The 25,121-nt window shown below is 55.8% G+C and carries 21 protein-coding genes and 2 pseudogenes; 5 read left to right on the top strand and 18 right to left on the bottom strand.

The window, feature by feature from the left end; genetic code table 11:
* Positions 1 to 22: 22 nt before the first annotated feature.
* The 15 genes and pseudogenes from ACQZ51_RS22255 to ACQZ51_RS22185 all read right to left on the bottom strand — a co-directional run.
* Positions 23 to 865, bottom strand: coding sequence for a MurR/RpiR family transcriptional regulator (locus ACQZ51_RS22255; RefSeq protein ID WP_448780650.1), 843 nt, complete (start codon positions 863 to 865; stop codon positions 23 to 25).
* 18 nt (positions 866 to 883) lie between these two features.
* Positions 884 to 1,273, bottom strand: coding sequence for a tautomerase family protein (locus ACQZ51_RS22250; protein WP_448780649.1), 390 nt, complete (start codon positions 1,271 to 1,273; stop codon positions 884 to 886).
* A gap of 53 nt (positions 1,274 to 1,326) precedes the next feature.
* On the bottom strand, positions 1,327 to 2,136 hold the full coding sequence (gene iolB, locus ACQZ51_RS22245) for a 5-deoxy-glucuronate isomerase (RefSeq protein WP_448780648.1): 810 nt from the start codon (positions 2,134 to 2,136) through the stop codon (positions 1,327 to 1,329).
* Between the two features lie 9 nt (positions 2,137 to 2,145).
* Entirely contained in the window at positions 2,146 to 3,063 is a 918-nt protein-coding gene (gene iolE / locus ACQZ51_RS22240) for a myo-inosose-2 dehydratase (RefSeq protein ID WP_448780647.1), read from the bottom strand.
* A 29-nt stretch (positions 3,064 to 3,092) separates the two neighbouring features.
* Positions 3,093 to 4,928 (bottom strand): 3D-(3,5/4)-trihydroxycyclohexane-1,2-dione acylhydrolase (decyclizing), encoded by a 1,836-nt coding sequence (gene iolD / locus ACQZ51_RS22235; protein WP_448780646.1) that lies wholly within the window; start codon positions 4,926 to 4,928, stop codon positions 3,093 to 3,095.
* Between the two features lies 1 nt (position 4,929).
* On the bottom strand, positions 4,930 to 6,867 hold the full coding sequence (locus ACQZ51_RS22230; RefSeq protein ID WP_448780644.1) for a bifunctional 5-dehydro-2-deoxygluconokinase/5-dehydro-2-deoxyphosphogluconate aldolase: 1,938 nt from the start codon (positions 6,865 to 6,867) through the stop codon (positions 4,930 to 4,932).
* Positions 6,868 to 6,941: 74 nt separating this feature from the next.
* Positions 6,942 to 7,727, bottom strand: a complete 786-nt coding sequence (locus ACQZ51_RS22225; RefSeq protein ID WP_448780642.1) for a TIM barrel protein — start codon at positions 7,725 to 7,727, stop codon at positions 6,942 to 6,944.
* Between the two features lie 8 nt (positions 7,728 to 7,735).
* Entirely contained in the window at positions 7,736 to 8,746 is a 1,011-nt protein-coding gene (locus tag ACQZ51_RS22220) for a Gfo/Idh/MocA family protein (RefSeq protein ID WP_045232266.1), read from the bottom strand.
* 1 nt (position 8,747) lies between these two features.
* A complete protein-coding gene (locus ACQZ51_RS22215) occupies positions 8,748 to 9,650 on the bottom strand; it encodes a sugar phosphate isomerase/epimerase family protein (RefSeq protein WP_062451878.1) in 903 nt (300 codons plus the stop codon).
* Between the two features lie 36 nt (positions 9,651 to 9,686).
* Positions 9,687 to 10,607, bottom strand: coding sequence for a substrate-binding domain-containing protein (locus ACQZ51_RS22210; protein WP_448780639.1), 921 nt, complete (start codon positions 10,605 to 10,607; stop codon positions 9,687 to 9,689).
* Positions 10,608 to 10,682: 75 nt separating this feature from the next.
* The gene (locus ACQZ51_RS22205; protein ID WP_045232269.1) at positions 10,683 to 11,699 is read right to left on the bottom strand and encodes an ABC transporter permease; all 1,017 of its coding nucleotides are present in this window, start codon (positions 11,697 to 11,699) and stop codon (positions 10,683 to 10,685) included.
* A 28-nt stretch (positions 11,700 to 11,727) separates the two neighbouring features.
* Complete coding sequence (locus tag ACQZ51_RS22200) at positions 11,728 to 13,266, bottom strand: sugar ABC transporter ATP-binding protein (protein ID WP_077106978.1); 1,539 nt, start codon at positions 13,264 to 13,266, stop codon at positions 11,728 to 11,730.
* A gap of 67 nt (positions 13,267 to 13,333) precedes the next feature.
* On the bottom strand, positions 13,334 to 14,260 hold the full coding sequence (locus ACQZ51_RS22195; protein ID WP_371480437.1) for a sugar ABC transporter substrate-binding protein: 927 nt from the start codon (positions 14,258 to 14,260) through the stop codon (positions 13,334 to 13,336).
* Positions 14,261 to 14,540: 280 nt separating this feature from the next.
* The gene (locus ACQZ51_RS22190; RefSeq protein ID WP_448780636.1) at positions 14,541 to 15,569 is read right to left on the bottom strand and encodes a LacI family DNA-binding transcriptional regulator; all 1,029 of its coding nucleotides are present in this window, start codon (positions 15,567 to 15,569) and stop codon (positions 14,541 to 14,543) included.
* Between the two features lie 1,032 nt (positions 15,570 to 16,601).
* Positions 16,602 to 16,744: pseudogene (locus ACQZ51_RS22185) on the bottom strand (IS6 family transposase); the annotation flags it as partial.
* 132 nt (positions 16,745 to 16,876) lie between these two features.
* On the opposite strand from ACQZ51_RS22185, the gene ACQZ51_RS22180 reads away from it, so the two are divergent.
* Both ACQZ51_RS22180 and ACQZ51_RS22175 read left to right on the top strand, forming a co-directional pair.
* Positions 16,877 to 18,061: an adenosylhomocysteinase gene (locus ACQZ51_RS22180; protein WP_045232271.1), complete on the top strand. Its 1,185-nt coding sequence runs from the start codon at positions 16,877 to 16,879 to the stop codon at positions 18,059 to 18,061.
* Positions 18,062 to 18,219: 158 nt separating this feature from the next.
* Positions 18,220 to 18,580, top strand: a pseudogene (locus ACQZ51_RS22175) (IS3 family transposase); the annotation flags it as partial.
* Between the two features lie 512 nt (positions 18,581 to 19,092).
* On the opposite strand, the gene ACQZ51_RS22170 reads toward ACQZ51_RS22175, so the two are convergent.
* The 3 genes from ACQZ51_RS22170 to ACQZ51_RS22160 all read right to left on the bottom strand — a co-directional run bounded on the left by ACQZ51_RS22170 (position 19,093) and on the right by ACQZ51_RS22160 (position 21,906).
* Positions 19,093 to 19,881 (bottom strand): ABC transporter permease, encoded by a 789-nt coding sequence (locus tag ACQZ51_RS22170; RefSeq protein ID WP_045232273.1) that lies wholly within the window; start codon positions 19,879 to 19,881, stop codon positions 19,093 to 19,095.
* Entirely contained in the window at positions 19,878 to 20,666 is a 789-nt protein-coding gene (locus tag ACQZ51_RS22165; RefSeq protein WP_108722706.1) for an ABC transporter permease, read from the bottom strand. Before ACQZ51_RS22165 ends, ACQZ51_RS22170 begins: the two co-directional genes overlap by 4 nt.
* 148 nt (positions 20,667 to 20,814) lie before the next feature.
* Positions 20,815 to 21,906 (bottom strand): ABC transporter substrate-binding protein, encoded by a 1,092-nt coding sequence (locus ACQZ51_RS22160; protein ID WP_045232274.1) that lies wholly within the window; start codon positions 21,904 to 21,906, stop codon positions 20,815 to 20,817.
* 352 nt (positions 21,907 to 22,258) lie between these two features.
* Between ACQZ51_RS22160 and ACQZ51_RS22155 the strand changes: the two genes are divergently transcribed.
* The 3 genes from ACQZ51_RS22155 to ACQZ51_RS22145 all read left to right on the top strand — a co-directional run.
* Positions 22,259 to 23,050, top strand: coding sequence for a DeoR/GlpR family DNA-binding transcription regulator (locus ACQZ51_RS22155; protein ID WP_448780633.1), 792 nt, complete (start codon positions 22,259 to 22,261; stop codon positions 23,048 to 23,050).
* Positions 23,040 to 24,527, top strand: coding sequence for an alkaline phosphatase family protein (locus tag ACQZ51_RS22150; RefSeq protein WP_045232275.1), 1,488 nt, complete (start codon positions 23,040 to 23,042; stop codon positions 24,525 to 24,527). Before ACQZ51_RS22155 ends, ACQZ51_RS22150 begins: the two co-directional genes overlap by 11 nt.
* A gap of 343 nt (positions 24,528 to 24,870) precedes the next feature.
* A partial coding sequence (locus ACQZ51_RS22145; RefSeq protein ID WP_448780631.1) for a hypothetical protein occupies positions 24,871 to 25,121 on the top strand: 251 nt, incomplete at its 3' end.

Below are 25,121 nucleotides of genomic sequence, written 5' to 3'. Positions count from 1 at the left end.
CATGCTGTCAATTAGGCGGCATTCATGCGTGCCTCTGCTTCAACCGTTTTACCAATACCTCGGTGAGTGCGATCGCCAGTGTCGGCATTAGGAAATTCGTATCATCCGGCCTACCAAGCTTGAAGCTGATCGATGCGACATCCGTATATGGGCTGAGACTGGAATCCACGATGGCGATGATCGGAACGCCCTTTGCCGCCAGAGGTAAGGCATGAAACACATGTTCGGCATCAGCGGATCGTGAGATGAAGATTACGGCATCGTCATTCGTTGCTAGCGCGAGAACGTCATCTCCGCCAGTGAGGTCCATCGATAACGTGCATCGAATACCTTTTCGCGTCAGTGCTTGCTGAAGCGCAACCGTCATCGGAAAGGTCGAACGTGATCCCTGGATAAACACGCAGCGGGACCGTGAAAGGATTTCGACAGCGCCGTCGATCTCTATCGTTGTAACCATGTTGGTGAGCCCAGACAGAGCGGTGCAGCAGGCGTCAATTGTCTGACTTAGCGGGTGACTTGGCGATGACCTTTCCTTCTCAAGAGATTTCCAGCCTGTCGCGTCTTGGTTTAAAGAGAGTTTTGCCCGAATGTTTCGTCGGAATATTTCCTGCAGCGCAGTGAAGCCGTCATAGCCTAGAAGCTGCGCAAACCGCATCACGGTCGACGGGGTCACTTGCGCAGCTTCGGCTATAGAACCGACTGAGCCGAGGGCAGTTTCGTCCGGATTATCGATCAGATAGCGTGCCACCTGGGACAGGCGTTTGGGAAACGTCCTGTTTTTCGCCTTTATCAGCACGCGCAGGCTGTCGAAATCGACTGGAGGATCTGGCTGTTGGTGGTCCATTTTATCGGCAGGCACGTTCATTCGCGTTGAGCCTCCGGTTCAAAGCTCACCCGTAACGAACTGGGCGACCCCTCCCCCAAAAGACCAATCAGCGTCCGTGTTTTCCACGAACGACACCATGATATCAGACGCTGCGATTGAACACTCCGACTCCAAACCCGCCGCAAGGTTTCGATAAAAAGCCAACTTCTCGCTTTGCTTCCTGGGGCGCGAGACGACCTCGATGAGCACAAATTTATCCGTTCGCTCGAAACCGAGACCCGTGTCCAGCGCATGCATGTGTGAAGACTTATGTTCATAGACGATCTGATATCGATCACGCTCTGGAACATTGAAAGCAGCCACCATGACATCGTGTATCTTGTCGAGCAAAGCTCTCAGCTCGGCCTTCGAACGACCTTTTCTCAGATTTACTTTGATCAGCGGCATAGATAGTCTCCCATTTGAGCCAGGACGGCCATATTGTTACCCTGGTCTTTCATTTAGCGAGCATCGCGGTCCATGATCCACTGGACGGCTGGATCCGCCACGAAACGCCATTTGCGCAAGGGACCTGCCATGACGTTGAGGTAATAAAGATCGAACCCGTGCGGTGCACCGCAGGGATGATGACCACGCGGAACCAGCACAACATCGTGGTTTTTCACTGCAATCGTCTCGTCGAGTGAGCCGTCATCCGTATAGACCCGTTGCAAGCCAAAACCCTGCTCGGGGTTGATCCGGTGATAATAGGTTTCCTCCAGATAGGTGATCCTGGGGAAATCGTCCTCGTCGTGACGGTGGCTTGGATATGACGACCAATTGCCTGCGGGTGTGAACACCTCCGTGACCAACAGGCTGTCGCAATAATCCTCGTTCTCCATAGCGATATTATTGATGAACCGCTGATTGGCACCGATACCTCGCGGAGTCAGCGTAATACCATCCGGGCCGATACGTCTTGCCTCATGCCCGCTGATACCTGGAGCGAGGCAGACACCGATGGTGCAATCGGTCGTCGCAGAAGCTTCCCACTGCTCACCATTGGGAACATAGAGGCAATGCGGAGGGGTTTTCTCGAAGACATTCATCCGCTCGCCGAGTTCGCCCCAGTCCTTGCCAGCGGCATTGAAGCGGGCTTTGCCCTCCACCATGACGATGATGACCTCCGAGTTCCCCGTCGCCTCGGCAATAGTCTCGCCTTCACGCAACCGATAAAGGCTGAAGCCGACATAACGCCAGCCAGCGGATTGCGGCGTAATCTCGTGAACCTTGCCGTGCGTGCCGAAGGGACTGCGTTTGAGAATGCTCATGACGAGTTCCTATGCGGTTGTTTTGGCGGTTGCTGTGTCAAGCCCGGCATCGCGCGCCCCAGACTTCAGCGCTTTCAGGCCCATATTTTGATAGAAGAACGGTTCGCGCACTGCACTGTCCTGCTCGGCCTCGATCACAAGCCAACCGGAATAGCGATGCTCGGCCGCAATCTTGAGTACCGGCGCAAAATCCACGCAGCCTTCAGGGTCTCCAGGGACGGTGAATACGCCCAGACGCACGCCGTCGAGGAACGACAAATTCTCCGCGCGAACACGTTTCATGATTTCTGGCCGGATGTTCTTGGCATGGATATGCGTCACGCGGTCCATGTATTTCGCAGCGACACTTTCAGGATCTGCGCCGCCGAACGTGCAGTGGCCCGTGTCCAGCAGAAGGCGGGTGTAAGGCCCGGCCATACGCATGAAACGGTCGATGTCGGCAGCACTTTCGATAATCGTTCCCATGTGATGGTGGTAGCCCATCTTGACGCCCTGATCGAAAGCGAACTTCGAGAGCACCTCGTAGCCTTCCGAAAAGCGCTTCCACTGTTCCTCGGTCATGATTGGCCGGTCGTTGACGGGCGTGCCCTCGCTTCCGTGAACGGTGTTGGAGCATTCGCAGGCATTGATATGATCGCCGCCAGCAGCCTTCGTCATGTCGATGAACGTCTGCAACGCGGCCTTCTCAATCTCGATATCATTCACGAGAAGGTTGGTGGAATGCCAACCTCCGACAAAACGCAGGCCAAATTCGCCAAGCTTGGCCTTCAACGCCGTGCCTTCGCTTGGCATCTTGTGGCCCTTCTCGATGCCGTCGAAGCCGATCTTGCGGCAATCCGAAAGGCAATCCTCGAGTGATAGATGCGCGCCGATCGTCTGATCGTCGTCATTGGACCAGGCAATGGGGTTTGTTCCGTAGAGTATCATGGTCAATCCTTTCGGGCAGTCGAAGGGTATCAGTTGATGCGCTGTCGAGCGGCATTCGCCTCGTAGTGCTTGCGGGCCAGTTTAAGTTTTTCGGTATCACCGACTTCCGGCACGGCAACGTCCCACCAGGCGCCACCGATCCCGGCTCCTGTTTCCGCTTCCGTATCGACGACGATCACCGATGGGATGGAGCGGTCCCGTGCCAGCACGATCTCTGCTTCAAGCTGGCCGATATCGCTCGCCTTGACCGCATAGGCACCCATCGAAGCCGCATGTGCCACGAAATCGATGTCCGGCTGGGTTTCAATGTTGCTATCTATGTACATGTTGTTGAACTCGGCACCGCCGCATTCCTGCTGAAGGCGGTTGATGCAGCCATAACCACGGTTGTCCGTGAGCACGATGGTGAAGGGAACGCGCATCATCACGGCTGTCGCGATTTCCGAGTTCGCCAGCATGTAGGATCCGTCGCCAACGAAGCACACGACCTCCTTCTCTGGTGCCGCGAGCTTGATGCCAAAGGCACCTGCGACTTCGTAGCCCATGCAGGAATAGCCATATTCCATATGATATCCGCCAGCGGCAGCCCGCCAGAGTATCTGCAAAGCACCCGGCATGGTTCCTGCCGCACACATGGCAACAGTGTTAGGCCCAGCAACCCTTTGTACTGCCCCGATTACCTGAGCATCGGATGGGAGGAAGTTGGATGCCAGCGAACCCGGTGCGGCAGTGACAGCATCGGTCGCCTTGAACCAGGCTTCCCGTGCCGCGAAGTCCGGGTCCGCAAAGCGGTGCAAACCAAGTCCGGCGGAAATCCGCGACAACGCAACCTTGGCGTCGCAAACCAGCGGAATAGCGCCATGCTTGGTGGCGTCATAGCCGGTAAGGTTGACCGAGACGAGCTTGCGCGCCGGATTGCCGAAGATCGCCCAACTGCCGGTGGTAAAGTCCTGAAAACGCGTGCCGACGCCGAGCACGAGATCGGCCTTTGCCGCAATCTGGTTGCCGCAATCCGTACCGGTGACGCCAGGCGAGCCGAAGTTCAGCGTTTCCTGCCAGTCTATAGCACCTTTGCCTGCCTGCGTTTCCACGACGGGAATATTATGCTTTTTCGCAAATGCGAGTAGATCGTCCTCAGCGCTGGAATAATGAACGCCGCCGCCTGCAATAATCACAGGATTGGTGGACGCCTTGAGTGCCGCGACGACATCATCCACTTCACGCGGGTCAGGCTCCGGTCGGCGAATGCGCCATACTTTCGGTTCGAAGAAAGATTGCGGATAATCATAGGCTTCAGCCTGTACGTCTTGGCAAAAAGCGAGCGTCACCGGGCCGCAATTAGCCGGGTCCGTCATCACCTGCATGGCCCGAGGCAGCGCAGTCAGAAGATGTTCGGCGCGCGTAATCCGATCAAAATAGCGGCTGACTGGTTTGAAGCAGTCTGTCACGCTTATGGTGCCATCGTCGAAATCCTCGATCTGCTGAAGAACCGGATCCGGCCTGCGATTGGCGAAGACGTCTCCGGGAATGAAGAGAACCGGCAAGCGATTGACATGGGCCAAAGCTGCGGCGGTCAATAGGTTGGTCGAGCCGGGTCCGATGGACGACGTTACCGCCATCGTTTTCTGGCGGCGTTTTGTCTTGGCATAGGCGATTGCCGCGTGCGCCATCGTCTGTTCGTTTTGTCCGCGCCAGGTCGGCAGGGCATCACCAATGCCATGCAGCGCTTCTCCGATGCCGGCAACGTTGCCATGGCCGAAAATGGCCCATACACCCTCGATGAAACGCTCTCCATCTTCGGTCATCTGCACGGAAAGCCAGCGGAACATGGCTTGCGCGGCGGTGAGGCGAGTGGTCTCCGTCATATCATACCCTTCCCTGCGACAGCAACGCCGCGTCATTGTCTTGGCTCGCTATGCGCGCTTCTTGCCATACGGTGCACAGCCGCTGGTAACGGCCCTGCATGTCTTTGATTGCCTCTTCGTCGGACATCGTTCCGGCCAGCCAGTCGCGGGCGGCCTGAGCGAAGATAGTGCGCCCCACGGCAAAACCCTTCACAAGGGGAAAACCAGCAGCGACCCTGAAACTGGCAGCGAGATCGGCTTCTGGTGCCTCTAGCCCCAGAACGACGATACCTCGTGTGTTGGGATCATTGTCAGTGATTGCGTTGCATGCATTCTCCCATGCCGCTTTGCTTGCCATCGGTTCCAGCTTCCACCAATCCGGGTAGATGCCGATGTCATAGAACCAACGGATCAGCGTGGCGTTGGTGTCGTCATCAACAGCGCCAACCTTCGACGGGATGATTTCCAGCAGGAACTCCAGACGGTTGCGCCTTGCAGCAGCAAACAGCCTCTTGATTGTTTCCTCATGGGCGTCAAACATTTCAGGCGTATCGTCAGGATGGCAGAAGCACAGAACCTTGACGACATTTTCCAGCGGCCATTCATCCAATCCCCCAAAGTCAGGACCAATTTCGGGCTCAAGCGTCAGCGGACGGGAGCCTGGCCATTCGACGGGCCGACCGATCCACAGGCCGGTGCCAGATGCTGCATGCAAAGCACGGCGTCCCAGCCGGTTGTCGCACAAAATGCCGTAGCCGGGCTGTCCGTCCTGAACCTTGAGCGCAGCCTGAAGGCACAGTTCCTTGAAACGGCCGATCTTCTGCGGTGTGGCACCCTCCATGACTTCCAGTTGGACACGGTGATCGAATGCGAAGACCCGCATCGTCGACCAGTCATTATGACGGTTCGTTGCCCAGTGGATCTGCTCTAGTTCTGCATCGTGACGCAGCGCCTTGTTTTTGACGCCGCGCTTCAGGAAGAAGTCGAGTTCCTCCAGCGAGGGATAGGCTGGCGTGCAGCCATGGCGGCTGACCGCAAATGCGCCGCAAGCATTGGCGTATTGCAGCGCCCGTGGCCATGGCGCGTTCTCCAGCCAGCCCTTGATAAGGCCGGACATGAAACCGTCGCCCGCGCCCAGCACGTTGAAAACTTCGATGGGATAACCCGGACCGCTTTCGCCGTCGTCGAGCGTATCGGGAATAGCGCCACGAAATGCGACGGCTCCGTCAGCACCGCGTTTGCAAACGAGCGTTGCCTTCGAAACATTGCGCACTGCGCGCAGCGCCTCGATCGTGTCTGTCGAGCCGCCTGCGATGTGAAACTCTTCTTCGGTGCCAACAATGAGGTCAAACAGGTGAAGCGTCGCCTGTAGCTTGGCCGTGACCGAGCCGCTTTCAACAAAACGGCTTTCGCCATCGCCGTGGCCCGCCAGACCCCAGAGGTTCGGTCGATAGTCGATATCGAGCGCGGTCCGTGCGCCGTGCTTGCCCGCCAACTCCAGAGCCTTCCGCACAGCCTTTTCGGTGCTCGGGTGGCTGAGATGTGTGCCGGTCGCGACAACCGACCGCGAACGGGCTATCAGCGTCTCGTCAATATCGTCTTCGCAAAGCGCCATATCGGCACAATTTTCGCGGTAGAAAATGAGAGGGAATTTCTCTTCGTCACGAATACCAAGCAGGACAAGCGCCGTCAGGCGCTCAGGGTCGGTCTTTACACCCGTCACATCGACGCCTTCGCGCGCGAGTTCCTCGCGGATAAAGCGCCCCATATGCTCGTCGCCGACGCGTGTAATCAGAGCAGAACGCAGACCAAGGCGGGCGGTGCCTGCGGCGATATTGGTGGGAGATCCGCCAATATATTTGTTGAAAGATCCCATGTCCTCCAAACGGCCGCCGATTTGAGCCCCGTAAAGATCGACGGAGGATCGTCCGATCGTGATGACATCCAGTGACTTGTTCATATTATTCTCCGGCAACGCGGCAGTTCATGAGCCTTTCCGTGCCTGCACGTCTCGCGCAGGCACGGGTTGTTATGTCAAAGCTTGGACGACACGTAGTCCATGCTTTCGCGAACGGACACTTCAGGATCGGAAAGGTCGTGGACCTCATCGGCAAACGGCTCGAAGCTGTAGGGGCCTTGGTAACCACCGGCGTTCATCGCCTTGATCTGAGCGATATTTTCCAATCGGTCTTTCGAATCTACAAGGACGCGATGCGCATCGAGCATATCGTTGACGTAGACATCCGAGTCCACGACACCCGAAATATGGACCAGACCAGTACGGTCGGGGAAAAACTCGGTTTCACCCGAAAGATGATGGTGAAACGTATCGTGCATCAACTTGTAGACATCGCCGCCTTCGGCTGCATCAATAGCACGCAGCGCTTCCTTCTTGGTCCGAAGCGAGGAGATCGGAAAGCCGAGAGGCTCCACGAGACCGATCAGACCGCGCTCTTGAAGTATGGGCTTCATGGCCTTTAGCGCGGCAACGAGATCATCGAACGAGACCTTGGTGCCATCGTTCAACGGGCACATGACCAACGCTTTTGCACCGCTCGCAGCTGCGTAGTCCGCAAGGGCGATCGCCTTGTTCGGCAGTTCGCCGGACCAGACGTTGAAGGGGTAGAGAGCATTGATGGAAATGATGTCCACCCCCGCCTTCTGCGCCGCAGCCTTGACTTCGGCAGCCGGTATTGTGTTGACGATATCGGGAAGATCGTTGCGGATCTCGACCTCGGTCAGCCCGAGATTACGGGCTGCCGCGAAGAAGTCCACAAGCGAAAGCTTTGGCGCTGTGATGTGGTTGATGGCGAAACGCATGACGGACCTCAGTTATAAAGAGCTGGACGAGTGGGAAGGTTGATGGCAATCGCCGCGCCTTCGGACTCCTGTGCCGTTACGCAGGCATCGGATGTGATGGCCGCGACATAACCGTCCCAGGAGTTTGGTCCGGACGCCGTACCCTTTGCAGCAGCCTTGATGAAATCCTGCAGTTCCACGTCATAGCTGGCGATGAAACGGTCTTTCCAGTCTGTCAGGATTTCGCTCTGCTTTTTGGCACCGAGACGCAGCGGGATCGCCATAGGATCGGGAAGGTTCGCGATACCGTCTTCGCCGACGACTTGGCATTGGATGTCATAGCCATAATGGCAGTTCACGAAAATCTCGACGTCGATGATCGTTCCCTTGGCGGTTTCCAGGATCACAATCTGCGGGTCGCGCAGTTTGGCGTGGCTACGCGCGGAAGAGCGCGGAAAAAGCACTCTTGCCGAGACGTAGTCATCATCAAGCAACCAGCGCAGCACGTCGATTTCGTGGATCATCGTGTCATGGATGGCCATCGGCGTGACGTATTGCTCCGGCACGGCGGGATTACGGTGCGCAGCGTGAACCATGATCGGTGCACCGATCTGGGTGTCGACTGCGTGCTTGAGGGCAACATATCCCGCATCATAGCGGCGCATGAAGCCAACCTGCACAAGCCGTTTTCCATGAGCCACTTCCGCATCGACGATACGTTTTGCACCTTCGGCGGTCGTCGCTAAGGGCTTTTCGCAAAAGCATGGCTTGCCAGCTTCAATCGCGGCAAGAACATATTGTTCGTGCGTCGCGCCCCACGAGGTGACGAGAACCGCATCGACATCAGGCGAAGCAATGAGAGCCTCCCCTGTTTCGAAGACCGTTGCGTCTGGGGCTACGTCGTTCTTGACCGCCTCGGCCGAGGCTTTGTTGACGTCGCTGAGAGCAACGATGTTTGCGCCGCTAAGGACGTTATTGATGCGGCGAGCGTGGTCGCGCCCGATGGCACCCGTGCCGATGACACCGATTCTGACAGTCATTTCAAGCCTCATTCCAATATTTGGCGACGTAGCGCCGAGTTTCACCAAGCATAAAGCGCGCACTTTCATCGACGCGGTCTTCCCATGCGAAAACGCAGTTTGAGAGAACGCCGTCGAATTTCATGTCCGCGAGGGTCGCGAACAGTGTGTCGAAGTCGATCTCACCCTGGCCAAAATCGGTGTGCTGATGGACACGTACCTTCGAGCCTGGCGGATTGACGATGTAGCGGAGCTCAGACGACTTGTTATGGTCGTAAGTGTCAGCCAACCTCACATGCACCAGATGACCTTCGGTGGCGCGCAGATTGGCGACCATGTCTGGCCCGTAGAAGAACGTATGTGGCGCGATGAACGACGCTTTCACGGACGGCGAATCGATCGTCTTGATGATATCGATGGCAGGCGCGATCTGTTCTATCCAGTCCTCAGGATGTGCCTCGAGCGAAAGGATCAGCCCCTCCTTTTCGAGAAGGGGAACGAGGATGTCCATGGCGCGGAAGAACTGTGCTTCGCAGGTCTCGGGGCGATGCAGACCAGAACGGTCGTTCAAGCTTCGTTCCGGCGAGCCACCGCGTCCGAACTCCGAAACAAGCATCGGGCAATCCATCTCGACTGCGATTTCGATGACACGCTTCCAGTTGTCTATCGCGTTGTCCCATTCATCCTGATAGGGGCTGGCCCAACGGTACATCGGCTGGAGCGTTGCGAGACCGACGCCATGGTCTTTTAAAGCCTTTTTGAAGGAGGCAATGCGCGACGGATAGACCTTTGGTCTCGTCCACCAGGACAGAAAGTCGGGACGCGGTGACAGCTCGACGTAATCATATCCAAGATCTGCGACCTTCCGGCAGGTGTCTTCAAGCGACAGGTGCCGGAACATGTGTGGGTCAAGTGTATGTTTCATTGCAAACTCCCCTAGATAGGTCTGAACCCTGCCGCATTACTTGTAGGTCGACATGTTGTCGGGCGTGACGAGTTCGAATGGCACCCAGAGCGTCTTCTCGACATTTTCTCCGGACGCCATTTTGGCGGCAGCCTGTACTGCAACCTCGCCCTGTTTCGTGGCATTCTGGTAGACGGTAATGTCGATATCGCCTGCCTTCATCGCCGCCAGGCCATCTGGCGTCGCATCGATACCGGCTATGACGACGTCCTTCATATCGACGCCTGCAGTCTTCAAGGCCTGAACCGCGCCAATGGCCATCTCGTCATTGTTGGCAATCACCGCGTCGAACTTCACGCCAGCCGTGAGCCAGGAAGAAACCAGATCTTGCGCCTGTGTTCTGTTCCAGTTGGCGGTCTGCTTTTCGGCGACTTCAATCTTGCAGTCGGGAGCGGCAAAAACGTTTTCTACATCCTTGGTACGAACCAGAGCCGCATGATTTTCGAGTGGTCCCATCAGGATAACGGCCCGGCCCTTGCCGCCCATCAACTTACAGGCGGCCTGTGCCTGCATGGTGCCGGAATCCGTCTCGTTGGAGCCAACAAAGGCAGATCCTGCGGGCAAACCGGAATCAAGTTCGGCCGGCGGGTGGTTCACATAAACGAGTGGGATCTTGGCGTCAGCCGCCGCCCGCGTAATCGCCGCCGTCGAGTCACCGTCAACGGCATTGACAATGATCGCGTCGACGCCGTTCGCTATGAAGTTCTGCACTTGGCTTAGCTGTTTTGCAGGGTCCAACTGCGCATCTTCCGCAACCAGATCGATGCTTCCGGCGTGCTCCGCTCCAGAGCGGATGCCGTTCAACAGGATCGTGAGGAACGGGTTGTCGAACGACGTCATGCTAACCGCGATACGGGTCTCGGCCATGGCAGGCAGACCGATCAGGCAAAGCGTTGCCGTCATGAAAAGCTTTTTCATTGAATTTACTCACATATCTGGTCTTCGATTCCCACGCGGCATCACAGCAACGTGGGATTGGTGCAAGTTACAGATTCAGGATTTCACCCGCTTGCGTTGCCTGTACATGTCAGCCACGACGGCTGCGACAATGATCACGCCCTTGAGCATTTCCTGGTAGTAGGCATCGAGGCGCAGGAATGTAAAACCGGAGATGATGACACCGAAGATGACCATCCCGATCAATGTTCCCACGACCGATCCCCGTCCGCCCGACAGCGACACACCCCCGATGACGGCCATTGCGATTGCATCGAGTTCGTAGCTGATGCCCATGCCTGCCTGGGCAGTAAGACCGCGTGAAGCCACGACGATCCCGGCCAGACCGGATAACAGACCAGCGACAGCATAGACTTTCACCGTATGACGCTCGACGTTAATACCGGACACGCGCGCGGCGTGCGAATTGGCTCCGATCGCATAGGTAAATTTACCATACCGCGTGTAGCGCAAGACAACGTGCATGACCGCTGCCACTGCCAGAAAAATCAGCACGGGCGCGAGACCCTTGCCGATCGCCGCAAAGCCATCGGTCGGAAAGCTGATGGGCTGGCCCTTGGTGTACCACTTGGCAAAGCCCCGCGCCGTAACCATCATGCCCAGTGTCGCAATAAACGCAGGAATTTTGGTATAGGCGATCAGCAGGCCATTGATCGCACCGCAAATGAGGCCGACAAGCAAACCGGCAGCAACCGGCACGACGACCGGGAGGTCGGTCAGGCCTGGATAAAGCGCTCTTTCATAAGTACCGACCTGCGCCAAACTCATGGAGATCATCGCTGTTGCGCCGACGATGGAACCGGAGCTTAGATCAATGCCGTCTGAAATGATGACTTGCGTTACCCCGATTGCAATGATCCCGATAACCGAGACCTGCAAAATCATAATCGACAGACGCTGCGTGTTCCCTAGAAAACTCTGTCCCTGCAGGATCCAGCCAAGAAGTTCGAACGTCAACGAGATGCCGACAAGGACAAGAAGGATTGTCAACTCGGACGGTAAGCGACGCCGTGCTGGCGCGTCTTGGGTACTGATCTGTGTCGTCGTATTCATAATGCAATATTCCTCCCACGGTGCACGATTAGCGCGCAGCTAGGTCCATTATCTTGACTTGAGTTGCTTCGGCGCGATCGAGAACACCAGCAACCCGACCTTCATGCATGACGACTATCCGGTCACTCATTCCCAAGACCTCCGGAAGTTCCGACGAGATCATAAGCACGGCGACCCCCTCAGCCGCCAAACCGGTGATCAGTCGATGTATTTCCGCTTTCGCTCCCACATCGATGCCGCGGGTCGGCTCGTCGAGAATGAGGATGCGCGGCTTGGTCAGCAGCCATCGTGCAATCAGCAACTTCTGCTGGTTGCCGCCTGAAAGGTTCTCGACCGCCTCATAGAGGTTTGGGGTTTTTACTCGAAGCGTTGCCGCCATATCCTCGGCTAACTTGGTGACCGTCGACTGGTCGACGAATCCCGCCTTCACATGGGAACGCGTTATCAAAGCGGACTGGATGTTTTCAAGGCAATTCAGGATAAGAAAACAACCCGTTTCCTTGCGATCCTCTGTCAGGAAAGCAAGTCCCTGTGCCATCGCAGCGCTAGGACTGCCGATGCTGACCGGCTTGCCTTCAATCAGGATTTCACCCGTTTTTGCAGGCGTGACACCAAAAATGGCTTCGGCGACGTTCGATCGCTTGGAACCCACCAAGCCCGCCAGACCCAGTATTTCGCCTCGCCTCAGCGTGAAGGAAATATCGTGGAAAACGCCAGGGATCGTGAGGTTCTTCACTTCAAGGATCACATCGCCAATAGGGCAATCGATCTTGGGGAACATATCGGTAATGTCTCGGCCAACCATCATGCGAATGATATCGTCGCGGTTAACATCCTTCGAAAAATGTGTGCCGACGTATTTGCCATCGCGGAAAACCGTAAACTCATCGGCAATCTCGAAGAGTTCATTCATTTTGTGTGTGATGTAAACGATACCAATACCGCGCTCGCGCAAGCTGCGGATGATGGAAAAGAGATGCTGTACTTCCCGATCGGTCAAAGCCGAGGTCGGTTCATCCATGATGAGGACAGACGACTCGTAGCTGACGGCGCGAGCAATCTCGACCATCTGCTTTTGAGCCACCGTCAACTCCGACACTTGCGAACGCGGATCGAGCGAGATGTTCAGGCGAGCGAAAAGCTCCTCCGTCATCTTTACCATTTTTGAATGGTCAATGAGACCGAAGCGGTTTTTGGGCTCTCGCCTTATCCAGATGTTTTCCGCCACGGTCATCCAGTTCATCAACTGAAGTTCCTGGTGGATCATCGCGATCCCCTGCTCGAGCGCATCGAGAGGCGATTGCAACACTGTCGGGACGCCTCGAATGCGGATTTCACCTGCGTCAGGCTGGTATATTCCAGCAATGATTTTCATGAGCGTCGATTTGCCCGCACCGTTTTCGCCCATGAGTGCATGCACCGTTCCGGGTCTAACACGCAGCTTGACGTTATCGAGTGCAACTACGCCTGGAAACTCTTTGCGAATTCCTTCGATCGAAAGCAGACCGTCGGCTTCGGTGGCATCGAGCACTTGCTTGATAGCCGCCGCTGTTGTGGGACTGACCATGGCTTATCCTCCGTCGCTCTGGCAAGGAAGAGAAGGCACAGCCTTCCCTCCGTTACGCAGAGTTATTTTAGTTCTTGGCCTGGTAGGTCTTAAGGTTTGCCGGAGTGACGAGTTCAAAAGGCACATAGCCCTTCTTCTCGATCGTCTCGCCGCCTGCAAGCTTAAGCGCAGCATCCACTGCGCCCTTGCCCTGCCCGGCAGCGTTCTGGAAGACGGTCACATCAAGATCGCCTGCAGCCACGGAAGCGAGGGCATCCTGTGTCGCGTCAATGCCTGCCACGACGACGGACTTCATATCCTTGCCCGCTGCTTTCAGCGACTGGATAGCGCCAATTGCCATCTCGTCGTTGTTGGCGATGACCGCATCGAACTGAACGCCAGCGGATAGCCAGTTGGTCATAAGATCGGCACCTTGGGTGCGCGACCAGTTAGCTGTCTGTTCTTCGACGATCTTGATGAAGTTGCAATCCGGCGTCGCAATCACGTCCTTGATGTCCTGGGTTCTCATGCGCGCTGCCTGGTTGGACAGTTCACCCATCATCACGACGGCTTTGGCTTCTTTCTTGCCGGCTTCCTTGAGAATGCGGCAGACTTCCTTGGTTTGAAGTGTTCCAGATTCCTTTTCGTCGGAAGCGACGAATGCCTGCTTTTCGGGAAGCTGGTCGACGTTGGCTGGCTGACGGTTGACGTAGACCAGTGGAATTCCAGCGGCGGCGGCGGCCTGCGAAATCGCAGCGGTTCCATCCGTGTCGACGGGGTTGACGACGATTGCGTCTACACCGGAGGCTACAAAATTCTGGACCTGGCTGAGCTGTTTGCCAACATCGTTTTGCGCATCTTCGACCTGAAGGGTAACACCCTGCTTTGTCTTTGCGTAATCCGTCATGCCATTTCGCAGCACGGTGAGAAAGTTATCGTCGAAAAGCGCCATGGAGACGCCGATTGTTTGCGCGGAAGCAGATGTCGCCAGCAGTGTTGCAAATGCCACGAGCATGAGATGTTTTTTCAATTTAAGTTCCTCCTCAAAAATACCAACGGTCACCATGGCTCTTCAGAAAGGCAGCACTCATCCTCCTCTCAACCGGTGGACCAGATGAAAATCGGGAACGAGAGCGATGCATTACTTATTGAGTTCTGGGCGACGGCCTCCTGTCTCCACCGTCGCAAGGCACAATTGTCTGAGAGAGCGGACATGGTCAACCGTTCCGTAACGGCTTTACCTTTCAGCCATGATAGAAATAGACCAATAATGCCTGATATTATCTATCAAACTATCATAGGCTTTCAGGAACCCACAAATGAGCGGGAAAAAATCTCTGCCCCGGGCTTTCCGCCATGCCGTTTTCGATCGTGTGGGTCATCGTAGAAATCAGATCGGCGCACAGTTCGCGCAACGGAGTCTGGAAAACACCGGAAATCCTGCGCTCGAGCAAGGCTTGCCGTGATTGCGGCGTCAGTTCATTGACCAGGCAAGCGATCTGTTCGGAGCGTGGATTTTGATTTAGCGCTTCGATCACGCCCTCCATACCCCCACCAATACAATAGACTCCCACGAGATCCGGATGACGTGAAAGCGTATCCATCATCATCTCGTAGGTGAGTTGTCGCGTCTCTAGATTGATAAGTGCGTCCAACACTTGAAAATCCGGGGCAAATTCACGCATGTAAGCCCGAAACCCCATTTCTCTAAGAGAATGCCCATGAAAACGGTGACCTCCTAGAAACAGTAGAACTTTGCCGGGGTTCGGCGAGAGTTTTGATATCATCCATGCGGCACTGCGGCCGACTTTCATATTGTTTGTTCCTAAATAGGCTTCTCGAACTCCTTGGGCGAGATCCGTCAACAAAGAAAATGTGGGAATACCTTTGGATCTTAAGGCCGAAACAGCAGCGGTAACGTCGTGGTGGTCTGGGCCCGTCGCTGCAATGGCTGATACTTTTCCTGACAGGCCCAACATCATCTCCGACAACTCCGTTGGCTCGCCTGTTTTCAAATACTGTATGGTGAGTTGGATATGGCTGTCCTTTACGGTGGATGCCGCCATCTGGAGTTCAGAAGCAAACGACTGATAGAATTCCTGCCGTTCCTTCCTGAGGATAATGCCGAAGGAATATACCGGCAGGTCAGCCAGCATCCTTTGACGAATTATATTGGTTGCATGAAAGCTTAGCCGCTCCGCGGCAGCAAACACCTTCTTTGACGTCTCCTCGCGAACGGGCAGGCTGCCATTCAAGACGCGGTCCACTGTCGCGACGCTTACACCGGCAGCTTTGGCAACATCCGTGATAGTTGGTCGTTTCATTCCCACCTCGCGACAGAGTCATCTCATTTCAAGCAGGTTTTCTGCAAGCCGATGAGTGAACACAATCATTTCAAAGCGAGTTTGTCGAACAGTATTGTCTGCCGATGATGTCTAGCATCAGTTGCCCCTTTGCTTACTTTCCAGTCGCTCCCCTGATGATGCGCACTCACGGCGTTGCGAGGTATCATCGTCAGTCGCCGTCAGTGGATCAAAAGGCTTTCCCATACAGCAGCATCACACCAGCGGCTCAACTGGTGACCCTTTTGATTGCCCCTGCCGCTCCGGCAGACCCAGCTAGTGCGCGCCTGAGCCCGAGCCTCTGTTTACGAACAACCGCTGTTAGCTCTGGTTCGGCCTGGTTCACCCTTTTGCTAGGTACACGGGCGCAAATCTTGTTCATTCAATCTCGATCACTTTAGATCGCCTGCCGCCACGACGATCCTCGGTACTCATCACTCTACGAATGGCGATCAAATGATTTTGGAATACGTTCGAGTGCTAAATCTCAATACTCGGATGCACAAGCCACTTGGGCTGCGGAACAGCGTTCAGGCACGGAGCAGATGCGGAAGGATGGCTGTAATGGGAAAAATGCGCTGAGATTAGGCGGCGGGTCAAGCTTGGAGGCACTAGCGAGATGGCCGGAGAAGAGCTTTGCCTTTTGAGGTCAGGTAGCAAATATTGGCGTTGGAAAAGCCCTGCCGTGATAAGGTTTGGATCGTCGCAAGGCAATCCCGACTCGCGTGGATTCTCTAGGCCTCCCTGTACGGACACGAACGCCTGACCATCAAGTTCCCAGCATTCTCTTCGTTAAACGAGACGTTGAAGATGTGTCAGCAAGTGGCACACGGGTTAGGACGGATCGACATCCACCGAATCTAATCACGATAGCGGCGAGAAGTAGGAACCCTTTGAATTGGGTTGTCCTGCGTTCATAGCGGGTGGCGAAACGGCCTCAGAGTGGCATCCAAATAGGAATGGCATAACACCTGTAGCAGGATCTACGAACGCCGTTCGCACGCACGGCTTCAAAACTTTGAGCCGTCGCACTGCCAGCAGATCTACGGCAATCCGCAGGTTTAGCGGAAACCGGGAATACAGCCAAACGGCATGAGCAATCACTTCCGCTGGAATCGATGACGACGATAAAGAGGATCACGGGCAGATCTGGTCATGCACCCAGATCTCACAGTTTGCTTGATCCAGGGTTAACGTTACAGTGCCCGACATACCGTACCTGCCCCGGGGCAGCAGTTTCTTTGACCAGATCCAGATGAAACATGAATTGGAGTTTTATATTGAACGACATGACCATCTCTTCAACCAAAGAACATGAGAGCGGACATCGCAAGATCGAGTGGGCGCGTTCTCACATGCCGATCCTTGCGGACATCAAGGCCCGCTTCGCACGCGAGACGCCGTTTAAAGGTCTTCGTATCGGCATATGTCTGCATGTTGAAGCAAAAACAGGCGTCTGGCTCGACGCACTTACAGCAGGTGGCGCAGAAATTACCATAACTGGTAGCCCTGGCTCGACGCAAGATGATGTCGCCAAAGCATTGAACAAGCACCCGTCGATTACAGTATTGGGCGCTAAAGCTGACAGTCGTGATACGCATGACCAACATTGCCGGGATGTCCTCCGCTCGAAACCGGATATTATCGCTGACAACGGCGCGGATCTTCTGACTTTGCTCGCGACTGAACCGGAATTCGAAGCGCTGCGCACCACGATCAGAGGCAGTACCGAAGAAACGACAACGGGTGCGTACCGCCTCAGAGAAAATAATGTGAACCTCGATTTCGCCACTTGGGTCATCAATGACACTCAGGCGAAAAGGATCGTCGAAAATCGGTATGGTGTCGGCAGTTCGGTTGTCGATGGCGTGATGCGAGCAACGAATGTCATGCTGCATGGCAAAACAGTGGTCGTTGTTGGATATGGTTACTGCGGCTCTGGCGTAGCGCAGAGGTTTCGCGGCATGGGTGCCCATGTCATCGTCGTCGAACGTGATCCCATGCACCGCCTAGAAGCCCATCTCGAAGGTTTCAGGACTGCCGATCTTGATGAATGCCTCGACCAGGCGCAGATCTTAGTCACTGTGACTGGTCGCGACGGTGCTTTGACACTCGACGCGATCATGAGGATTCGCGACGGCTGCATTCTGGCCAATGCGGGGCATTTTTCCTCGGAGATCGAGGTTGACAGCCTGGAAAGCGCCGCCATCTCTGTGAAGGACTGCCGCGATGGCGTGAAGGAATATCAGCTTGATGGCGGAAGACGGGTCTTTCTGCTGACCGACGGAAACCTCGTCAATCTCGCAGCGGGAGATGGAAATCCGATCGAAATCATGGATCTTGGACTTGCGCTCCAGTCACTCAGCCTGGAGCAAATGGCGTTACTGGGTCGCAGCGTCGCAAAAGGTGTCCATCCTGTATCCCTAAAAATCGAACGTGAAGTATGCTCGCTGGCTCTTCACGCATGGGTTTGATCGGGTGGGTTTTCTAGTATGGTCGCTCTGAGAGCGGCGGGGGGAATCTTGACAGAGAGCCGCAGGGATCCTTTCCGCCACGTGACTGCGTTCTGTCACGACAAAACATGTGCATTTGTTTTGGCACTCATCCTGGCACGCTGAAACCCTAATGCGAGGTTGGCCTATCGACGCTGGTGCGCTGGATCGGTCGTAGCCTTGATCGGGCGATCGATGCTCCGGCAGTGTCCGCTGCGACCGAAGACATGGCCGCCGAGTTGAAACGGTTACGCGGGAAAATGAATTCCTGCGGCAAGAACGCGAGGTACTGAAGCGTGCCGCGACTTTTTTCGCCAAGGATGGAGGTCAATGAAGTTCCGCTTCATCGACCAGGCGAAAACACGATTCCCCTCATCCTGTCTCTGCAAAGTTCTCGGCCTTAGTCAGAGCGGCTATTCTACCTAGAAAGACCGGCCAGCAAGTCGTCGGCAGCGCAAGGACATGGTAATGCTGGCGCATGTGCGTTCGTCCTACGCGCTTTTCTCAAGACAATGACGCGGATCGCGCGAATGGAAGCATCGGTCTCAATGAACCGAGATCGGCCCAAACGAGTGGGGTTGAGTTGTTCAACTTTCCGAAGAAACACGCATCGCCAAGTTGCGGACACTTATCGAGCTTGAGAATTTGCCGACGCGCGCCAATTCGATGGGTATTGCCGATATTGTCGACGCGCGTGAGATTGTCCTTCCCGCGACCGGGGAAGCCAAACCAGAAGCTTTTCGGAAAAGCCGACGGATGCGTGTCCACTTGCCACCCATGCTAACGTTCATTGGTTCCTCGATGCTGCTGCGGCGAGATTGATCTGAACCGCAATATTGCCCTGAACAGACTTGATGTCTTGATGGAAGGGCGCGGTCCAAGCGGTATCAAATGAAACACCTTCTTTAGTCGCTAGGAAGATGGCTATCTAAGATAGGATCACTCGTGCTTTACCTTTCCCAGAAATCCGTCGCGAGAAGGTCTGATTATATAGTGATCGTACCACGCTTTTTCTATCGTTCGTGCTGATGGGGTGCAGAGCGTGCCAGTAGCTGTATCATGCCCATCGCGCCCCATGTGATGGCGAACGACAAAATGACGAGTGCGGCAGGCTCATAGGCTTGTGCGACACCGACTTTTTGGATGTATGTGCCGAAGGCCGGCCGTGTAAGGAGGCTGGCCATCACGAATTCGCTGATGACGACGGCAAAGGTCAGGAACGCTCCCGACAGTACCGACACAAGGATATTGGGCAGGATAACCAGCCGGATCACGGTGATTGGACTGGCCCCCAAGATCGTGGCTGCATCCGTCAGCGTCCGCGCATCGATCGCTTGCAACCCGCTATCGACCGCGCGGTAGAAGTAGGGCAGCGACAGAGTCATGTAACCGCAAACGAGAAGTACATTTGAACCCATCTCCGTACTCGTCAACGGCAGGACCGACGACGACGAGAAGAGCCTGAGATAGCCGAAGACAAGTACGATCGGCGGCACGACCAGTGGGAGCATCACGACGAGCTCAACCACCGGCTTCAACCAGGGCAATCGTAGACGGACGAAGTAGGCCATGGGAACGACGAGGACGACACCGAAGATGATGGTGCATAGGGCGATTACTGCCGAGTACCCCAAGGTCGCAAAGAATTCTGGATCGGAGAAGACGGAGCGGTAGGCGTCTAGCGAGTAGCCGTCTCGCCGGATGCTTAACGAGAATTCAGCGGTGCTGATCAGCGGCAGTACGAAATAGATTCCGGCTACAGCGATCGCCGTCCAAAGTAGAAGACGTAGGACGGTCTTCATCGCATCCACCTTTCCGCACGTGCGCGCAGGACAAGATAGGCCGTGATAGCAAGTGCAACCACCAAGACCATGCAAAGCGCGAGGGCGGCCCCCAGCTGTTCATTGTGCAGCACGTCGCCGCGAATTTGCGCGTAGAGCAGGATCGGAACAATGTTCACCGCGTAGCCCGTCAATGCGTAGGCGGTCGCAATGGCACCAAAGGCGTTGGCGAACAGCAGAGCAAGCGTTCCGAGCAGCGTTGGCCACAGCACCGGCAGGCCGATGTGCCGCCAATACTGCCAAGCTGTGGCACCAAGCATCTCGGCCGCTTCCCTGCACTCCCGAGGGAGCTTGTCGACGGCGGGCATCATGATAGTGAGGGCAATGGGCACTTGAAAAAACAGATAAGTGAGCACCAATCCAGAAAAGCTGGCAAGGTCAAAGCCGGACGCGTAGAGGTTGATGCCAAATACGTGTCTCAGCACTACAGTCACCAACCCCAGTCTGCCAAAGGTGGCGATAAACGCGAAGGCCAGCGGAACCCCCGAGAAATTCGACGCAACGCCGCAAAAAGTCATGATGATCGTTCTAGCCTTCCGGTTGCCGATACCGCGGCCCACGATCAAGGCGAGGCCTAGGCCAAGGAGCGCGCCGAGCACCGCTGTCGCCGCCGAAATCTCGATCGAAGTCAGGAAAGCGTTTGCGATTTCGGAGGTCGCGAGGTCTGCGAAGTTGGCCAGCGTGATACGGCCCTGCCGATCGACAAATGCATTGGCGAGCAATGCTACAGTCGGCATGATAATCATAACCACCGCAAACACCAAGAAAGGCAGCGTGCCGACCAGCGCTGGCCAATCTGGACGGGGTATACGTGGTATTCGTCGTTGCTCTGACGGCTTTCCGGAGCGGGAAAGTCCCGCACCGGAGGTGATCTTAGTCGACGTCTGGTCCAAGTTACTTGCTTCCTGCACCAACGGTCGCGGTCCATTCCTTAGCGATCACGTCGCTTGCCTCCACAAGATGCCGCAGCTCCGGGAAGACCAAGTTTGATCCAGTTTGTGGCAGCTTCGCCATCATCTCATCGGTGATTTTGTTCGATTTGCGCATCGCGTCGAAGCGGATCGGGTGGCATAGACCCTTGAGGAAGCCGCCTTGACCCTCGTCAGAATACAGATACTCCATCCAGAGTTTGGCGGCGTTCGGGTGCGGCGCATATTTGCTGATGGCTTGCGCATAGACGCCGGCGACTGTTACGCCTTTCGGCACGATTGTGTCGAGGGGCGGGTTACCCTTAAAGTTCTGGTCATAGGTGATGCCGTTGAAGTCCCATCGCGTCGTGATCGGAGTTTCGCCTTTGGCGATCGACGCCGCCGTCCCAAAGCCGGCAACAAGATTGCCAGCGTCCTTCAGCTTACGATAGAATGCCAGACCGGCTCTAGCGGCTTCCGCCCCGGGCTGGGCACCTGTTGCCAGACCGGCAGCGTAGATGCTCAGGATCGCATTGTTGGCCGTGCGGGGATCGGCGGGGATCGATACGCTTTTCCGATAGGCTGGATCGAGAAGATCGGACCAGTCGCCAGGCGACTTTGTAACTATGTCCTTGTTGATGATGAAGGCCAGCACTCCATAGTAGTCGCCGTACCAATAGCCGTCAGGGTCTTTGACAACGTCTGGAATTTCGTCCCAGGTCTGCACTTTGTAAGGTTGCAGGAGGTCATCCTGTTTTGCGGTGGGGCCAAAGACGAGGCCAATGTCGATAACATCTGGGGCTTGCGGACCTTTATTGTCCATATTGGCCTTGATCGTTGCCAACTCTTCACCTGAACCAGCGTTCGGATTGAGTTCGTTCACGGTGAGGCCGTACTTGTCCTTGAAGCCTTGGATCAGCGCGCCGTAGCCGCACCAATCATGGGACATGGCGATCACGGTAAGCTGACCTTCGGCCTTTGCCGCCGCGACGAGTTCATCCATGCCTGCCGCTTGTGCGATGGAAGGCAGCCCGATCAAGGACGCTACTCCACAATATGCCAGTCTCTTCCAGTTCATTTAAATTCCTTTCTTGAAACTCGGCGCGTTACTCCACGAGCAAGGAGCCGATCGCAAATCGGTATAGGCACGGCTATTAACGGAAATGTGACATTGCGAGGCTAAATTTGGTTTTAATTGATATTCCGATATCGTGCAAGTCATTGCCCGGTCGGAACAATCGCTAGACCAACCCATTGGATACAGCGTAACGCATCAAAAATCCTATTGATTTCAGCGGTGCGACACATGTTTAAAGTCGATGCTGCCGTAGTGGATTGACAGGCATCTTAGTCTCGATTAATCCACAAAACATCACACTATGAACACCCAGCGATACTTACACTCGGATTGTTTGGGAATGGGAGGGCCCGTGGCGAGAATACCGGCAGCAAGTCGCATTAAAGCCATTGCACACCTTCTGGAAGCAGAAGATGGTGTCAGTATCGCTGCGATGGCCGAGCGGTACTCGGTCTCCATGGAGACCATTCGCCGTGATCTCGCGAGCTTGGAAAAGAACGGGCTTCTCACCCGTGTCCATGGTGGCGCAATACCGACGGCGCGGGCCGCGCCTATATCGATGCGCGTCAACAGCCTGAGTAGCCAAAAGGCCTCAATCGGGGAATTGACGGCAAAGCTGGTCGGACGAGACGGGTGGATCTTCATGACGCACGGCAGTACGACCCTATCCGTCGCCAAAGCCCTGAACGAGGGCAGTCCGATGTCGGTTATGACCAACATGCCTGCTATCGCGGAGGCCTTGCATGGCGGTGTGCAACATCGTGTCACGCTGACGGGTGGAGAATACGACTACGCCGACGGGGCGCTTACTGGCCAACAGGTGCTGGACGCGATTTCTGAATGTGTTTTCGATACCGTGATCATCGCCGCATATGGCATCCATCCAGTGCATGGTTTGGTTGAGTCTGGAAAATACCTGCAGTACATGAAGCGCTTGCTCTTCCAGCGCAGCCACCGCTGTATTGTCGTCGCGGACCACAGCAAGTTCGGAGCGCCCGGCTCCTACATCTCGGCACCACTTTCCGAAATCGGGACGATCGTCACCGATGAGCCACCCCCGCCCGTTTTCGACGAAGCCTTCAACGAGGCTGGCGTTCGGGTGATCTATCCCGCAACCTTTAAGGATTACAAAAATGCCCAATGAGGTACGCCACGTCGTGGTCATGGGGATCGACGGACTGCGACCGGATCTGGTCGATGACATAACTATGCCCAACCTTGTCGGCTTGGCGCGGGCCGGCACGTGGAGCACCCATCATAAGACGGTGTTTCCGAGCGAGACCCGCGGTGCGCTAACCGCCCTAGCAACAGGCTCTGCCGCTGAGATCAACGGGATCGCCGGAAATCAGTTCTATGTACGTGACGGGTTCCCCGAGCAGATATTCACCGAGACGACGCATGATTGGTATGCGGCCGATGAGCGGCTTGAAGGAAAGCTGGTTGAGGCGATCTCGCTGTCGGAAACGCTCCACCGCGTTGGCAGACCATTCGCGGTCATCGCGTCGAGCGGGCCGGGCGTGCTGCCCGCCCTGAACTGGAGAGGTGCCAAGCGCGATCAAGTCGGGTTTAATGTCCGCCATCCTCAGACTGCTCATCCGCATGCGTTTGCAGCGCGCGTCCACCGCTCACTGAGGATTCCAGCAGGGGGCGTGTCCGCAGATGGCCCGAAGGCCGCTCTGAAGGTCTTCGAGCAGGAAGTATGGCCTTACAGCAAACCGGCAGTCAGCATTCTGTGGTGCACTGAAGTTGATAGCGCGGCGCATCTCTACGGACTGGGATCCGATCAGCTGCGCGAGAAGATGCAGCATTGCGATGAAGTCGTCGGCGCACTTATGGCTTGGCGCGAGGCGCAGCCCGAACGCGACAGCATTGCGCTTTTGGTGGTCTCCGACCATGGTCACGTCACGATCGGCGGTCTGATTTCCGTCGCTGATTCTTTATGTGCAGCCGGGTTCAAGGCGGCTGCTTCATTTGCAGACCCGGCTACCGACATGCTGGTGCGACCAGGGCGTGCCGCCGGCATCTGGCTGAGGAAAGACGATCCCATCTTGTTGCAAGAGGTGGCGAGCTTTGTGACGGAGCAGGCATGGTTCGGTGGAGCCTTCAGCTGCTCGGGAGCGCCTGCGAGCAACCACGGTCGTGTCGAGGGAAGCTTGGCTTTGGAGCTGCTCGGTGCCGGCGGTGCCCGTGCGCCCGATCTGTTCGTCCATCTCGGGAATATGGTAGACGATGACGTGGTCGGCGATATGGGTTCGGTATATTACGATGCTGGAGACTATGATCTGCGCCCGGGCGGCGGCACCCACGGCGGTCTACATCGGGGCGAACTGTCTGCGGTTCTGGCCGGATACGGGGCAGGACTGGGGCGAGGAAGGGTTTCCACTACGCCAAGTGCCATCACCGACATCGCGCCAACCATCCTGTCGCTGCTCGGCATTCCACAGCCGCGGACAATGACCGGCCGTGTGTTGCGGGAATTGACAATGGATGCGCCGGTCAAGATCGAGCCGGTGTCTGAAGAGTTCCGGTCCATCGGGACGCGGAAGGTGACAGCCTTATCTGGGATGAGGGTAATGGGGCACCTCTACATGAGCGAAGGCCGGATTGCTCGTGGCACTTAATCCTGTTTTTACTGCTCGTAGTGGTAGGAACGCAGCCTTTGCCAAAGGGCTGCACGAGCTAGAAGCGATAAGTAACAATCTTGATCTGCATTTTTACCACTGTCAAAAGTCAGAGAAGAGCCTTGCATCTCGATTGCCGTCGAGGACTAATCCGATCGAGCAAAGAAGGGACTCGGATGAAAACTTGGACCACCAGGTGGCTGCGTATTGGTTTGATGGCTCGCGCACCGAGGTTTTAAGAGCCCCAGAATCAGGCGGCGCTTGAGCACTGCCGCACTTATCACCGCTAAATCTCAACGACGATAAGTGCGCTGGCTTATCCAGGTCGTTGGACTTTAAATGCATGGGTTCGAGAGTTTTTTCCGGAAACGAGGACTTCAATGGTCGGTCGATCCTGCCGTCCGGACTATCCGACCGGTTGAAGCAAGTCGCGGTCCTTGCTCTTTGCGGTGGAGAGGAATTGACCACGAAGTATTCGATCGGCTACGTCTATGCCATACTTGCTATGAACCGCAGCCACTTTCCGGTCGCGCTCGGCATGGGGGCGATCAACATCCTAATGATGTTGGGCTACCTTCTGGTCTTTAACGCCGT

It is taken from the genome of Agrobacterium sp. CG674 (assembly GCF_053521645.1).
Note: the sequence above shows the minus strand (reverse complement) of the source record. Positions and strands in the feature narration are given on the sequence as shown.